11 protein-coding genes are annotated in these 14084 nt (G+C 63.4%); 4 read left to right on the top strand and 7 right to left on the bottom strand.

Features of this window, described 5'->3' with window-relative positions:
- Positions 1 to 2: 2 nt before the first annotated feature.
- Complete coding sequence (locus HCF10_RS10185) at positions 3 to 1007, bottom strand: aldo/keto reductase (protein WP_167655440.1); 1005 nt, start codon at positions 1005 to 1007, stop codon at positions 3 to 5.
- A 113-nt stretch (positions 1008 to 1120) separates the two neighbouring features.
- On the opposite strand from HCF10_RS10185, the gene HCF10_RS10180 reads away from it, so the two are divergent.
- Positions 1121 to 2014, top strand: a complete 894-nt coding sequence (locus HCF10_RS10180) for a LysR substrate-binding domain-containing protein (RefSeq protein ID WP_167655439.1) — start codon at positions 1121 to 1123, stop codon at positions 2012 to 2014.
- Positions 2015 to 2038: 24 nt separating this feature from the next.
- Here the strand turns inward: HCF10_RS10180 and HCF10_RS10175 are convergent, their stop codons facing one another.
- Positions 2039 to 3331 (bottom strand): NAD(P)/FAD-dependent oxidoreductase, encoded by a 1293-nt coding sequence (locus tag HCF10_RS10175; protein ID WP_167655438.1) that lies wholly within the window; start codon positions 3329 to 3331, stop codon positions 2039 to 2041.
- Positions 3328 to 4416: a polyamine ABC transporter substrate-binding protein gene (locus HCF10_RS10170; protein WP_167655437.1), complete on the bottom strand. Its 1089-nt coding sequence runs from the start codon at positions 4414 to 4416 to the stop codon at positions 3328 to 3330. The genes HCF10_RS10175 and HCF10_RS10170 overlap by 4 nt, the downstream gene beginning before the upstream one ends.
- 181 nt (positions 4417 to 4597) lie before the next feature.
- Here HCF10_RS10170 and HCF10_RS10165 point away from each other — a divergent pair, with 181 nt between their 5' ends.
- Positions 4598 to 5494 (top strand): helix-turn-helix domain-containing protein, encoded by an 897-nt coding sequence (locus HCF10_RS10165; RefSeq protein WP_145337246.1) that lies wholly within the window; start codon positions 4598 to 4600, stop codon positions 5492 to 5494.
- A 53-nt stretch (positions 5495 to 5547) separates the two neighbouring features.
- Here the strand turns inward: HCF10_RS10165 and HCF10_RS10160 are convergent, their stop codons facing one another.
- The 3 genes from HCF10_RS10160 to HCF10_RS10150 are packed head-to-tail and all read right to left on the bottom strand — an operon-like array spanning position 5548 to position 8671.
- On the bottom strand, positions 5548 to 6651 hold the full coding sequence (locus HCF10_RS10160; RefSeq protein WP_167655436.1) for an acetoin dehydrogenase dihydrolipoyllysine-residue acetyltransferase subunit: 1104 nt from the start codon (positions 6649 to 6651) through the stop codon (positions 5548 to 5550).
- Entirely contained in the window at positions 6648 to 7667 is a 1020-nt protein-coding gene (locus HCF10_RS10155) for an alpha-ketoacid dehydrogenase subunit beta (RefSeq protein WP_131700193.1), read from the bottom strand. Before HCF10_RS10155 ends, HCF10_RS10160 begins: the two co-directional genes overlap by 4 nt.
- 26 nt (positions 7668 to 7693) lie before the next feature.
- The gene (locus HCF10_RS10150) at positions 7694 to 8671 is read right to left on the bottom strand and encodes a thiamine pyrophosphate-dependent dehydrogenase E1 component subunit alpha (RefSeq protein WP_131700192.1); all 978 of its coding nucleotides are present in this window, start codon (positions 8669 to 8671) and stop codon (positions 7694 to 7696) included.
- 309 nt (positions 8672 to 8980) lie between these two features.
- Between HCF10_RS10150 and HCF10_RS10145 the strand changes: the two genes are divergently transcribed.
- Positions 8981 to 10840, top strand: coding sequence for a sigma-54-dependent Fis family transcriptional regulator (locus HCF10_RS10145; RefSeq protein ID WP_131700191.1), 1860 nt, complete (start codon positions 8981 to 8983; stop codon positions 10838 to 10840).
- 70 nt (positions 10841 to 10910) lie between these two features.
- Here the strand turns inward: HCF10_RS10145 and HCF10_RS10140 are convergent, their stop codons facing one another.
- The gene (locus tag HCF10_RS10140) at positions 10911 to 11690 is read right to left on the bottom strand and encodes an acetoin reductase (protein ID WP_131700190.1); all 780 of its coding nucleotides are present in this window, start codon (positions 11688 to 11690) and stop codon (positions 10911 to 10913) included.
- Positions 11691 to 11882: 192 nt separating this feature from the next.
- Between HCF10_RS10140 and HCF10_RS10135 the strand changes: the two genes are divergently transcribed.
- Complete coding sequence (locus HCF10_RS10135) at positions 11883 to 14030, top strand: TonB-dependent siderophore receptor (RefSeq protein WP_167655435.1); 2148 nt, start codon at positions 11883 to 11885, stop codon at positions 14028 to 14030.
- The last annotated feature ends 54 nt before the right edge of the window (positions 14031 to 14084 follow it).

Genomic DNA, 14084 nt, shown 5'->3' with positions numbered 1-14084 from the left:
ATTCAACGTGGCAGTGGTGCACCGTCCGAAATCAAGCGGGCATCGCGCAGGGCCTGCCAGAAGGCAGTGGGGATTTTTTCTGACAACGCCGCGACGTCTTCGGCAATCCGCCCCGGGCGACTGGCTCCCGGAATTACAGCAGCCACGGCGGGATGTGCCAGGGAAAATTGCAGTGCCGCCGCTTTTACGCTCACGCCAAATGCCTGGGCAATCGCCCTGATCTGCTCGACCTTGCTGATGATCGCCGGGCTGGCTTGCTGGTATTCGAAGTGCGCGCCACCGGCCAGGACGCCCGAACTGTAAGGGCCTCCGACGACGATCTCGACGTTCTGCGCCTGGGCCGCGTCCATCAGCCGTTGCAAGGCGCGCTCATGGTCCAGCAAGGTGTAGCGGCCGGCCAGCAGGAAACCATCGGGTTGCGCCTCGCTCAGGTCCAGGGTCAGCTCACACGGCTCGACGCGGTTCACGCCCAGGCCCCAGGCCTTGATCACACCCTCTTCACGCAGGCGGGTGAGCACTTTGAACGCGCCGGTACGCGCCTGGTTGAAGTATTCCAGCCACTGGTCGCCGTAGAAGTCCTGGGCAATGTCGTGAATCCACACGATGTCCAGGCGATCGGTTTGCAGGCGGTTCAGGCTGTCCTCAATCGAGCGCAGGGTGGCGTCGGCGCTGTAGTCGTTGAGCATCTTGTTCGGGCGACCGTGTTCGAACACGCCGCTTTTCTCGCCAAGGTCGCGGGCGCTGTCTTCAACTTCGTCGAGGATCAGCCGGCCGACCTTGGTGCTCAACACGTAGTCATCGCGGTTATAGGTCGACAGGGCCTGGCCCAGGCGAATTTCCGCGAGACCCGAGCCGTAGAACGGCGCGGTGTCGAAGTAACGCACCCCGTGGTTCCAGGCAGCCGCTACGGTGGCCTGGGCTTCCTCCTCGGGAATGGCGCGGAACATATTGCCCAGCGGTGCGGTGCCAAAGCCCAGTTGGCCGGGCAGTTTGTCTTTCAGGCTCATGATGGATCCTCAATCGGGTTCAGGGTCGCTGTGACCGTTGAGCAGATCCTAGATTGCATAGATCAGACCGTCCAAGACATACTGCGACGAACTTGAGTCCTTGAAGGTCTTACATGATCGATCTACGCCAACTGCGCTACTTCGAAGTGGTCGCCGAAGAAGAACACGTCGGCCGCGCCGCCGAGCGCCTGCACATTTCCCAGTCGCCCCTGAGCCGGCAAATCGCCCAACTCGAAGAGCGTCTGGGCCTGATCCTGTTCGAGCGCAGCCAGCAACGCATCCGCCTGACCCGCGACGGCCAGACTTTTCTCGCCGAAACCAAGGCCCTGCTGACCCACGCCAATCGCCTGGAGTCCCTGGGCAAACGCCTGGGTCGGGGTGAAGAAGGCGGCCTGTGCATCGGTTACATCGAGAACGCCATGCATGCCGGCGTATTGCCCAATGCCCTGCGCGTCCTGCGCGATGACCGGCCCGGCGTGCACATCAAGCTCTACAACCTGCCGTCCCTGGAACAGCTCGAAGGGTTGCGCCAACGCAGCCTTGACGTCGCCCTGGTCGGTGAGCCGCCCGCTGTCGATGACCCGGACCTGACCGCGCGGCAAGTCTTGGACGATCCGATGCTGCTGGCCTTGCCCGAGCATCATCCTCTGGCGCATCAACACGAACTGCTGCCCGCCCATCTCGCCGAGCAGCAATGGATCGGCGTGCAACGCAAACCCGGCGCCGGCCCGGCCGATGACTTCGTTGCCGCGTGCATCCGTGCAGGGTTCACCCCGCAGATCCCCATGGAAGCCAGCGAGCCGTTTACCGCACTGGGCCTGGTCGCCTCCGGGCTGGGGGTGGCGATGGTGCAAAAAGGCCTGAGCCGCAATGCACCGCCCGGCGTGGTCCTGCGCGAACTGCCGTGGCTGACCTACACCACACCGCTGTGGGCGGCATGGCACCGGATCAACCTGCGGCCGTTGGTGGAAACCTTCCGCAAGGTACTTACCGAACCCCAAGAATGATGACTGCCACCTGATGCCGGTCGGCTAGACCCATTCCCTCAGGCGGTACCACAACATCCCCAACGCCAGCAGCGGCGAGCGCAACGCCTTGCCGCCAGGAAAGGTCATGTGCGGCACCTGGCTGAACACATCCAGGCCCTGGCTGTGGCCCGCGTGTATGCCTTCGGCCAACAGCCGCGCGCACCAGTGGGTCACGTTAAGCCCATGCCCGGAATAGCCCTGGGCGTAGAACACGTTCGGGTACTGCTGCAGCCGCCCGACCTGCGGGAAGCGATTGGCGGTGATACCGATCTTGCCGCCCCACTGGAACGCGATGGCGGTGTCGGCCAGTTGCGGAAACACCTTGAGCATCTTCGGTTGCATATAGGCGGCGATGTCCCGCGGATCGCGCCCGGAGTAATGACAGGCACCGCCGAACAACAGGCGGCGGTCGGCGGAAAGCCGGTAGTAATCCAGGCCGACTTTCTGGTCACACAGGGCCAGGTTTTGCGGGATCAATGCGTGGGCGACGTCTTCAGGCAGCGGCTCGGTGGCGATGATGTAACTGCCCGCCGGGAGCACCTTGCCGCTCAGGCGCGGTTCCAATTCTTCCAGATGGGCATTGCAGGCCAGTACCAGACTGGCGGCGCGTACCGTGCCGCCAGCGCAACGTACCTGCACCGTGTCGCCGTGAACCAGCGCCAGCACTTCGGTGTGTTCAAAGATCCGCACCCCCAGGGACTCGGCCACCTGAGCCTCGCCGAGCACCAGGTTCAGCGGGTGCAAGTGCCCGGAGCCCATGTCCACCAAAGCGCCGGCATACTGCGTCGAATCCACCACTTCGCGGATAGCCTGCGGGCCCACCAGACGGATCTCATGGGCATACCCCAGGCGCGCCAGGCTGTCCTGCTCGCCCTTGAAGGCGGCGAACTGCGCCGGGGTGTTGGCCAGCTCGGCAAACCCCCAGCGCAAGTCGCAGTCGATCCGGTGCTCGCGAATACGCTCGCCCACCAGCGCCACCGAGTCGATACCGGCGTGCTCCAGGTAACGCACACCCTCCTCGCCCACGTACTTGGCGAACCCCGACACATCGTGGCCGATGCCGCGAATCAACTGCCCACCGTTGCGCCCACTGGCGCCCCAGCCGATACGCCGGGCCTCCAACAGGATCACCGAGAGCCCGCGCTGGGCCAGTTCGATAGCGGTATTGACGCCGGTAAAACCACCGCCGATCACACAGACATCGGCGCTCAGGTCGGCGCCCAGTGACGGGCGCTCCGGCATGGCATTCGCGGACGCAAGGTAGTAGGAACGCGCGTGGTCACTGGCTTGAATCATTTGTTGGTCTTCACTTTGCTCCAGGCGCGCGTCATCAGGCGCATGGTCGCCGGGGTCGGCGTGGTGGAAATATAGAGTTTGTCGAGCACGGCCTGGGACGGGTACACCTCAGGGTTGTTCACCAGTTCCGGGTCCATGAACGCCTTGGCCGCCGGATTGGCGTTGGCGTAACCGACCGAGGCGCTGACCTTGGCGATCACTTCAGGGTCGAGCAGGTAATTGATAAAGGCATGGGCCTCTTTCGGGTTACTCGCATCGGCCGGGATGGCCAGCAGGTCGAACCATAGGTTGGAGCCTTCCTTGGGAATCGAGTAAGCGATATTCACGCCGTTCTTGGCTTCCTTGGCGCGGTTGGCCGCTTGGAATACGTCACCTGAATAGCCGAACGCCACGCAGATATCACCGTTGGCCAGGTCTGAAATGTACTTGGAGGAATGGAAGTAGGTGATGTACGGCCGCAGCGTCAACAGCTTGGCCTCGGCCTGCTTGTAGTCCTCGGCATTCTCGCTGCGCGGGTCCTTGCCCATGTAGTTGAGGATCGCCGGGAACAGCTCATCCGCCGAGTCGAGGAAGGCCACGCCGCATTGGTTGAGCTTCTTGATGTTCTCCGGTTCGAACAGCACCGCCCATGAATCGATATGGTCGATGCCCAACACCTGCTTGACCTTGTCGACGTTATAACCGATGCCGTTGGTACCCCACAGGTACGGCACCGAGTGCGCATTGCCCGGGTCGTTTTTCTCCAGCAGCTTGAGCAGCTTGGGATCAACGTTCTTGAAGTTGGGCAACTGCGAACGGTCGAGCTTGAGGAACGCGCCGGCCTTTACCTGGCGCGCCAGGAAGTGATTGGACGGCACCACCACGTCATAGCCGGTGCGACCGGCGAGCAACTTGCCCTCCAGGGTTTCGTTGGAGTCGAATACGTCGTAGATCACCTTGATCCCGGTCTTGGCCTGGAAATCCGCCAAGGTGGTCTCACCGATGTAGTCGGTCCAGTTGTAGACGCTCACCGTCGGCGCGGCCTGGCCGGCACTGCTGAACGCGGCCACCAGGGCCAGCGGAAGAAGCTTGTTCACAAGACGCATATCGACACCCCTTTTGGTTTTTTAGACGCTCAACAGCAGCAACACACGCTCCGGCAGACGGGTTGGCTTGCGCCGGCTTGTACTCGCGGCGCATTGAGGTCTATCTTGGGCCAGCCTTCACGGGCCATCTATCCACTTTGCACGCAGCACAACGCACCAATAGAGTGCGCACGGATCACCCATGACACAGGCAACCGCTTTGCGCGTACAGGCCTTCACCACCGGTGACGTGGCCGCCCAATGCAGTGCGACACCCGGTTGGGTGCAGCAGTACCAGCAGATGTCCCCCGGGCATTTTGCCGGGCGCATCCGCTACCTCGACCTGCAAGGTGTCGAGGTCTACGAAGAGAGCATGAACACCCGCGTGGAGCAGCACTTCAACGCACCACCGGGCGCGTTGGCGTTCTGTTTCGATGGCAGCGACAACGCGCTGTACCTGCTCAATGGCGAAAGCCGCAACACCTGGATCACCCCGGAAAACTACCGCGAAGTGGCGGTAGTGTTCGGCCCGCAATTCGTGCAGCGCCACGGCCTGGATATGGAGACGCTGGAAGGCCTGTTCATGGCGCCGCTGACTTGTCAGCAAAACGCGCTGTTCAGCCGCTGGCTGAGTGGCACGCTGACGCGCTTGTCCACCTTGACCGACCCGATCAGCCGCGACGCCCTCACCCAGCAATTGCTCGACGACTGCCTGTTCATCCTCGACAACGCCTGCGTGTGCCTGGACCGCAGTTCATTGCAGCGGCGCAGCGAAGAGCGCCAATTGATGGCACGCATAGGCGAGTGGGCGGCGGATGCGCCGGACGAAACCGTCAATCTGTTGGAACTGGCTCGGATCGCCGGCGTGCCGCTGCGCCAGTTGCAGCAAGGGTTCAAGACCTACACCGGGATGAGCCCGGCGCAGTGGTTGCGCTTGCGCCGGTTGAATGGGGCACGGAGGGAGTTGCTGAGCAGTACCGGAACAACCGTGGCCGAGGTGGCGATGAACTGGTCGTTCTGGCATTTGGGGCGGTTCTCTAACAGCTATCGAGCATTGTTCAAGGAACTACCCAGCGAAACTCTAAAGCACTCACTTTGAAATGCATCTGAAAATGTGGGAGGGGCTTGCCCCCTCCCACATTGGATTGCATTTCAAGGCTGGGATTTTAGGTAGGTTGAGATTAGCTGGTTAACCCGCTCCGCCGCTTCCAACTGCACCATATGCCCCTGCCCCGGCAATATCTCCACCTGGGCCTCCAACCCATGGGCATGGCCGGCCGGGATGATTGCATCGTCACTGCCCCAGATCACCAGGCTCGGTTGCTGCCCCACTACGCTGCGCAAATCCAGGCGCTGGCGCCCACCCTCAAACAACTGGGTATTGAGCTGACGAAGCGCCTGGTCCACCCCTTCCAAGCGCTTGAACTTGAGCATGTCCTCCAGCATCTGCCGCGTCACCAGCGTCGGGTCGCTGAACAGTTGCACCAGTTGCGGCTTGAGCGCGTTCCGGTTATTGGCCTCGGTGAACCCTTGCAGGTAATCGCCATTGATGTCCGCCCCCAGCCCGGCGCTGGCGATCAGGGTCAGCGAGGCAACGCGCGCCGGAGCCTGACGGGCGACCGTCAGGCTGACCAACCCGCCCATGGAGTGCCCGGCCAAGTGCACGCGGTCGAGCTTGAGGTGATCGAGCAAGGCCAGCACGGCCTGGCTCAGCTCCTCGGCGTCACCCGCTTGCAGATGCTTGCCCGACTCGCCATGCCCTGGCAGGTCCAGGGCGATCACCCGGCGCTCGGCGGCCAGGGCCGGTTGGTTGAACAGCCAGTTGTTCAAGTCGCCGCCAAAGCCATGCACCAGCACCAGCGGCGTACCGCCCTCACCCAGGTCGAGATAGCGCAACAAGCGCCCGCCCACCTCGATCTTCTGCGCACTCGGCCCGGTTGCTTCGGCTTCGGCGCTGCTTGAGACGAACCCGGCGTTGAAGCTTTCGATCACCGCATCGATCTCGGCCTCACTGGCCTCACCTTCCACCACGACCCCCAGCAGCGCGCCCACCGGCAAGGTCTCGTCGCTCAGCGCCAGCACGCGGCGCAACACACCGCTGAACGGCGCCTCGACACTGCTGGAGATCTTGTCGGTCTCGACGTCCAGCACTTCTTCGCCCTTTTCCACCCGGTCGCCGGGCTGCTTGAGCCAGACATCGATGCGACCTTCGGTCATCGACAGCCCCCACTTGGGCATGGTCAAGGTATGGATCATGCGGCGTTCCTCTTGTCGGCGATCTTCAGCACGGCGGCCTCGATCTTCGCGGCGTTGGGGATGTACAGGTCTTCCAGCGCATCGGAAAACGGCACCGGGGTGTGCGGCGCGGTGACCATCTCGATCGGCGCGCGCAGGAACGAGAAGCCCTGCTGGGCCACCAACGCACTGATGTCGGTAGCGATGGAACAACGCGGGTTGGACTCGTCGATCACCACCAGGCGCCCGGTTTTCTCCACGCTCTCAAGGATGCTGTCTTCGTCCAGCGGGCTGGTGGTGCGCAGGTCCAGCACCTCACAGTCGATGCCCTGGCGCGCCAGGTTGGCGGCGGCTTCCAGGGCGACATGCACCATGCGCCCGTAGGTCACCAGGGTAACGTCGCGGCCTTCGCGCACAAAGTTGGCTTCGCCGAACGGCACGGTGTACAGCTCTTCCGGCACCTCACCTTGGAGGCTGTAGAGCATCTTGTGTTCGAGGAAGATCACCGGGTCGTTGTCGCGGATCGCCTGGATCAACATGCCCTTGGCGTCATACGGCGTGGCCGGGCACACCACCTTGAGGCCGGGAATGTGCGTCCACATCGACGTCAGCATCTGCGAATGCTGGGCGGCGGCGCGCAGGCCGGCGCCATACATGGCGCGCACCACCAGCGGCGTGGTGGTCTTGCCGCCGAACATGTAGCGAAACTTGGCGGCCTGGTTGAGCAACTGGTCGAGGCAGCAGCCGATAAAGTCGACGAACATCAATTCGCACACCGGACGCATGCCACGAGTGGCGGCGCCGACGGCCATGCCGACGTAGCCGACTTCAGACAACGGCGCATCGAGTACCCGGTCTGGAAACTCCGGGTACAGGCCCTTGGTCACGCCGAGCACACCGCCCCAGGCGTCCTGCTCGCCGGGGGAGCCGGTGCCGCCGGAGACGTCCTGGCCAATGATGAACACACTCTGGTCCCTGCGCATTTCCTGGGCCAGGGCTTCGTTGATTGCCTGCTGATAGCTGATTTTGCGAGCCATGAGATTCTCTCCGAGTCTTGTTGTTATTAGCGGTAGGCGACGTAGACATCGCTGAGCAGGTCGGCGGCCTGGGGCTTGGGATCGGACTTGGCCAGGCGCACGGCGTCGTCGATCAACTGCGCGACCTCGCCGTCGATACGTTCGAACTGGGCCGCGTCAAGCCAGCCTTCGGCACTGCAGCGTTGGCGGAACAGTGCGAGGCAGTCGTGGGATTCGCGCAGGTTCTTCACTTCATCCGGGCCACGGTAGGTTTGTGCATCGCCTTCGAAGTGGCCGTAGAAGCGACTCAGCTTGACCTCCACCAAGGTCGGCCCCTCGCCTTTGCGCGCACGCTCCACGGCCACGCCCAGCGCCGCGTGCACGGCGAAGAAGTCATTGCCATCGACAATCACCCCCGGCATGCCAAAGCCCACCGCCCGTTCGGCAATGTCCTTGCACGCCACCGACCAGCCGGAACCGGTGGCCTCGGCATAGCCGTTGTTCTCGGCGACGAACAGGCACGGCAGTTTCATGATCGACGCCAGGTTCATCGCCTCGAACACCGCGCCCTCGTTGGAACCGCCGTCGCCGAAGAACGCCACGGCCACGCCCTGGCTGCCCTTGAGCTTGGAAGCCAGGGCAGCGCCTGCCGCCAACGGCGCACCGGCACCGACAATGCCGTTGGCGCCGAGCATGCCCTTCTCCTGGTCGGCGATGTGCATGGAGCCCCCCTTGCCGCCGCACACGCCGGTTTTCTTGCCGTAGATCTCGGCCATCATGCCGAACACATCCACGCCCTTGGCGATGCAATGGCCGTGGCCACGGTGGTTGGAGGCGATGCAATCTTCATCGTTGAGGTGCGCCATGACCCCCGCGGCGCTTGCCTCCTGGCCGGCGTACAGGTGCACGAAACCGGGGATCTCGCCGGTGGCGAATTCCACATGCAGGCGTTCTTCGAAATCACGGATGGTGCGCATCACGGTGTAGGCATGCAGCAATTGATCGGTGGACAGGTGAGTGGACATCTTGTTGTTCTCCAGGTTGTCTCGACACACAAAAGGCTGGCTGCGGCCAGCTGTAAGCGGTTCAGCACAGGCTGTGCCAAGGCGTACAAAAACCTGGCAAAGCCTTGACCCAGAGCAGTTCCGCACGGTTGTGCCGCTGCGCGATGCCAGCGCAGAATGAGACCCGGCATTGCAACGTGCAGGCAGCGTCTCAGGCGAATTGAGACGCTGCGTCTCAGCCTCGGCAGTTGGTCAGGCCAGCCTTGTCCGTCGACGCCCATAAGCGCTTAATGGCGGGCATAACAACAAAGATCGAGAACCGGAGGCCTTATGTTCGCCGCGAACTCCAGGGAACACGTCGACTGTGTCAGTCGCGTGGTCCGCAATGCCGATCGCCTGCCCCAGGCGCCGGTGCCGTCGCTGATTTTCGATTCATGGCGGCGCTCCATGGAGCAACACCACCTCGACCCCGGCTCGCTGCAGGGGCCCCGCATCCTCACCGAACCCTTGCTCAAGGAATGCCGCGAGCGCGCGGAACTGTTCATGCGTATCGCCAGCGAAGAAGTCGGGCAACTGCACCATCGGGTGCGCCACGCCGACTACTGCGTGATGCTGACCGACGCCCAGGGCCAGACCATCGACCACCGCGTCGACACTGCCATCCGCAGCGACTGCCGCAAAGCCGGCCTGTACCTCGGCACCTGCTGGTCGGAAGCCGAGGAAGGCACATGCGGCGTGGCCACGGTGCTGACCAGCAAGGCCGCAGTGACCGTGCACAAGCGCGACCACTTCCGTGCCGCCTTTATCAGCCTGACCTGCTCCGCCGCGCCGATCTTCGACCCCCAGGGCAACCTGCTGGGCGTGATGGACGCCTCGGCGCTCAAATCCCCGGATGACCGACGCAGCCAGCATTTGGTGCGGCAGATGGTGGCGCAGAGTGCCCAAGCCATCGAGAACGCCTTCTTCATGCACAGCGCCCGCGAGCACTGGGTGCTCCAGGCCCACAGCACACCGGGCTATGTGGACAGCCAGCCCGACCTGCTGCTGGCCTGGGACCAGGATGGACGCCTGCAGGCGCTGAACAGCAAGGCGCGCCAGGCACTGCGCCGGCGTTTCGGCCAGGTGCCGGAGCATATCGGCGAAGTGTTCGACCTGGATGCGTTGCGCTCGGCCACCGATCAATCAACCCAACACCTGCAATGGCTGGGCGAGCCTGGCGTCTTGCACGTGCGGGTCAACACCCCGCGACGCAAACCGGCACGGCCCGTTGCGCACACTCAGGTCGACCCACGGGTGGAAGAACACCTGCGCCTGGCCGTGCGCGTCAAGGACCGCAACCTGCCGGTACTGGTCCAGGGTGAAACCGGTGCAGGCAAGGAAGTTTTCGCCCGCCAACTGCACGAACGCAGCGCCCGGCGAACAGGGCCCTTTGTCGCGGTGAACTGCGCGGCGATCCCCGAGAACCTGATTGAAAGCGAGCTGTTCGGCTACGTGGCCGGGGCCTTTACCGGTGCGTCCAGCAAAGGCATGCCGGGGCTGTTGGTGCAGGCCGATGGCGGCACGTTGTTCCTCGATGAAATCGGCGATATGCCGCTGGCCTTACAGACGCGCCTATTGCGGGTGATGGCCGAGGGTGAAGTCGCGCCCCTGGGCGGGGCCAAAACCCGCACGGTGGACATCCAGGTGATCTGCGCCAGCCACCGCGACCTGGCCGTGCTGGTCAACGAAGGACGATTTCGCGAAGACCTGTACTTCCGCCTCGGCTGCGCCCGCTTCTGCCTGCCACCGCTGCGCGAGCGCAGTGACAAACTGGCATTGATCAACCGGCTGGTGGAGCAGCAAGCGCGCGGCAGCGGCGTCTCGGTGGGCATCGGCCAGGCCGCGCTGGAACGACTGCTGGGCTACGCCTGGCCGGGCAATGTGCGCCAACTGCACCATGCGCTGGCGTATGCCTGTGCGGTGTGTGAAGGCGGGACCATCCAGTTGGCGGACTTGCCGGTGGAAGTGCGCGGCGAACAGGTCGAGGCGCTGACCGAGCACAGCGTCAGCCCGGAACGCCAAGTGGTACTGGACGCGTTGATCCGGCATCGCTGGAAGCCGTTGCCGACGGCGCAGGCGTTGGGCATTTCCCGAGCCACCCTGTACCGCCGAGTCAACCAGTTGGGCATCGACATGCCCGGCAAGCACTGACACAACGGGGTCAACCATGTGAGGGGGGGGCTTGTCCCCTCCCACATTTAACACCGCAGGCCTTGGGAGATCAGCGATAAACCAGCCCGCCATCGATCAACGGCGCCTGCCCGGTCATGTAATCCGCATCCGGCCCGGCCAGGTAGGCCACCAACCCCGCCACATCCTCCGGCGTTTCCGCACGGCCCAAGGCAATCCCATCCACATACTTCTTGTAGGTCGCGCCCACTTCAGCCCCGGTAATCTCGGCCATACGCTTGTCGATCTCCACCCACATATCGGTGCCCACCACACCAGGGCAGTAGGCATTGACCGTGATCCCGGCGCTCGCCAGTTCCTTGGCCGCCGCCTGGGTCAAGGCCCGCACGGCAAACTTGGTGGCCGAGTACACGCCCAGCAGCGCAAAGCCTTCGTGGCCGGCGATGGAGCAGGCATTGATGATCTTGCCCTTCTGCTTGAGCGCCTTGAATTTCTTGCCGGCAGCCTGGATGCCCCACAATACGCCCTGCACATTGATGCCCAGGGTACGCTCGACCTGTTCCGGGCTGACGTCCAACAGCGAGTCGATCTGCGCGACCCCGGCGTTGTTGACGATGATGTCGAAGCCACCAAGGGTCTGGTGCGCATGCTCGACCGCCGCCACCACCTGATCGCGCTTGGACACGTCGGCGATAAACACCGAGGCCTTGCGCCCCAACGCCACGACTTCGGCGGCCACGGCTTCGAGCTTGGCGCCATTGATGTCGACCAGGGCGATGTCGGCACCGTCCTGTGCCAGGCGCAGGGCGATGGCCCGGCCAATGCCCTGCCCGGCGCCGGTCACCAGCGCAACTTTTCCAGCGATACTCATGACAATCTCCTGCAACGATGAGAGAGCGTTGTCTATCGCAGGTGCGCGCACGGGCTGTCGAGGCGCAAAGGGTTTGGCGTTGGCGTTGAGACGCACTGTCTCAGCGCACGCGCCGGTACCGAACGCTTGTAAAACCTGGCCGTTATGCCTAGTTTATGCGCCCCCCGCCCTGCGCTTTAAGGCCCTGCCCCCATGGTTTTGCGTTTTCGTCCCGTCGTCAGTACACGTTTCGCTCTCGGCCTGCTGCTCAGCGGCGGTATCGGCAATAGTTGGGCGGCGCAGATCGAACTGCCGGCGGTGCAGGTCCAGGGCGAGGACGCGTCCGGCTATCGCGCAGACACCGCTTCGGTCGGCGGCTTCAATGAGGCGCCGCTGCTGGACACCCCGGCCTCGATCACGGTGATCAATGCCGCGTTGATCAAGGACCAGCAAGCACGCCTGCTCAGTGAAGTGCTGCGCAACGATGCCTCGGTGGGCGACAGCTACGCCCCCATCGGCTACTACGAAAATTTCGTGGTGCGCGGTTTCTCGCTGAATGCGGCGAGCAGCTACAAGATCAACGGACGCACTATCACCGGCGAGCAGAACGTTGCCCTGGAAAACAAGCAGCAGGTAGAAGTGCTCAAGGGTCTGGCCGGTTTGCAGAGCGGGATTTCCGAACCCAGCGGCGTGATCAACTACGTGACCAAGCGCCCGGAGGATGTGCGCTCGGTGACGGTGTCCACCGATGACCGTGGCAGTGGCTATATCGCCACCGACGTCGGCGGCTGGTTTGGCAGCGAGCAGCAATTCGGCCTGCGCGCCAACGTCGCCCATGAAGACCTCAATTCCTATGTGGAGCACGCCAACGGCCAGCGCGATTTTGTGTCCCTGGCCTTCGACTGGAACATCAGCCCCGACGCCGTGCTGCAACTCGACGCGGAATACCAGAACAAGCAACAACGCTCGGTGCCGGGCTACCAGTTGCTGGGCGGCACCGAGGTGCCCCACGATGCCTCGCCGAAAAAACTGCTGGGCCACCAGAGCGGTTCCAGGCAGGTCGGCATCGACGCGTTGAACCTCAACGGCACGTTCGAGTACAGCTTCAGCGACCAGTGGAAAGGCAGCGTCAGCGCCGCGCGCAGCAAGGTGGTGATTGATGACTACAGTTCGTTTGCCTGGGGCGGCGACACCAACGGCGTGGGCAACCACTTCACGCCCGAAGGCAACTACGACGTCTACGACTACCGCAGCCCCGACGATACCCGCCGTGACGATGAAGTCCAGGCGGCGATGACCGGCCTGTTCGACACCGCAGGCATCGGCCATGAACTGACCTTCGGCACCAGCGCGTTTCGCCGGGTGATCGACAAGCGCAAGTCCGTCAACGAGTACATCGGCACGACCAATATCGACGATGATGCACCGACGTTCACGCCCACCGACAAGCCTTTGAACGACAGCCATCGCACCCTCGACAGCCGCCAGTACGGCCTGTTCGTCACCGACCGCATCCGCTTCAACGAGCAATGGCAAACCATCCTCGGCGGCCGCGAAGTGCGCCTGGATGAAAAAGCCTTCGACGGCGTGACGGGCGACCAAGCCCGCCATACCCAGCAATACGTGTTTCTGCCCCAGGCGGCATTGATCTACAAACCCATAGAAAATATCTCGCTGTACACCAGTTACAGCAAAGGCCTGTCCCTGGGCGGCACTGCGCCGTGGTTTGCCAACAACGCCGATGAAACCCTGGCCCCGACCACCTCGCGGCAAATCGAAGCCGGGGTGAAATACGACTGGCGCCGCATCAGCTTCGCCGCCGCCGTGTTCCAGACGCGCCAGGCCTACCAGTACGCCAAGCCGGAGGGCGCCGGTACCTTTACCTATGTGCAACAGGGCGAGCAGAAGAACACCGGCGTGGAACTGTCGGCCAACGGCTGGGCCACCGAGCGCCTGCAGATTTCCACCAGCGTGGCGGCGATTCGTGCCCGGGTAAACGGCAGCGGCACGCCGGAATACGAAGAGCACCAGGCGATCAACGTGCCCAAGCTGCGCGCCAGTGTGTACGCCGATTATGCCTTGCCGTGGGTCAATGGCCTGGCGGTGCTCGGCGGCGTGCAATACAGCGCCAAGAAGTACGCCAACCGCAGCGGCAATGTGGAGGTGGGGGATTATGCGGTGGTCAACGTCGGCAGCCGCTACACCACCAAGGTCGACGGCTACGAGACGGTGCTGCGCCTGAGCGTCGACAACCTGTTCGACAAGCGCTACTGGCGCGACGCGGGCGAGTACATGGGCGATGACTATCTGTTCATGGGCGCACCACTGACGGCGCGCCTGAGTGCTTCGGTAAACTTCTGACACTTACCCCTGTGGCGAGCGGGCTTGCCCCGCGTTGGGCTGCGCAGCAGCCCC

This window comes from Pseudomonas sp. B14(2022), assembly GCF_012030485.1.
In the GTDB taxonomy this organism is placed as follows: Bacteria; Pseudomonadota; Gammaproteobacteria; order Pseudomonadales; family Pseudomonadaceae; genus Aquipseudomonas.
This window is presented reverse-complemented; position numbering and strand designations above follow the sequence as displayed.

Coding starts and splice junctions, on each gene's coding strand:
- HCF10_RS10170 (WP_167655437.1), bottom strand. CDS start 4,416: ATGCGTCTTGTGAACAAGCTTCTTCCGCTGGCCCTGGTGGCCGCGTTC.
- HCF10_RS10160 (WP_167655436.1), bottom strand. CDS start 6,651: ATGATCCATACCTTGACCATGCCCAAGTGGGGGCTGTCGATGACCGAA.
- HCF10_RS10175 (WP_167655438.1), bottom strand. CDS start 3,331: ATGATTCAAGCCAGTGACCACGCGCGTTCCTACTACCTTGCGTCCGCG.
- HCF10_RS10140 (WP_131700190.1), bottom strand. CDS start 11,690: ATGAGTATCGCTGGAAAAGTTGCGCTGGTGACCGGCGCCGGGCAGGGC.
- HCF10_RS10135 (WP_167655435.1), top strand. CDS start 11,883: ATGGTTTTGCGTTTTCGTCCCGTCGTCAGTACACGTTTCGCTCTCGGC.
- HCF10_RS10165 (WP_145337246.1), top strand. CDS start 4,598: ATGACACAGGCAACCGCTTTGCGCGTACAGGCCTTCACCACCGGTGAC.
- HCF10_RS10155 (WP_131700193.1), bottom strand. CDS start 7,667: ATGGCTCGCAAAATCAGCTATCAGCAGGCAATCAACGAAGCCCTGGCC.
- HCF10_RS10180 (WP_167655439.1), top strand. CDS start 1,121: ATGATCGATCTACGCCAACTGCGCTACTTCGAAGTGGTCGCCGAAGAA.
- HCF10_RS10185 (WP_167655440.1), bottom strand. CDS start 1,007: ATGAGCCTGAAAGACAAACTGCCCGGCCAACTGGGCTTTGGCACCGCA.
- HCF10_RS10145 (WP_131700191.1), top strand. CDS start 8,981: ATGTTCGCCGCGAACTCCAGGGAACACGTCGACTGTGTCAGTCGCGTG.
- HCF10_RS10150 (WP_131700192.1), bottom strand. CDS start 8,671: ATGTCCACTCACCTGTCCACCGATCAATTGCTGCATGCCTACACCGTG.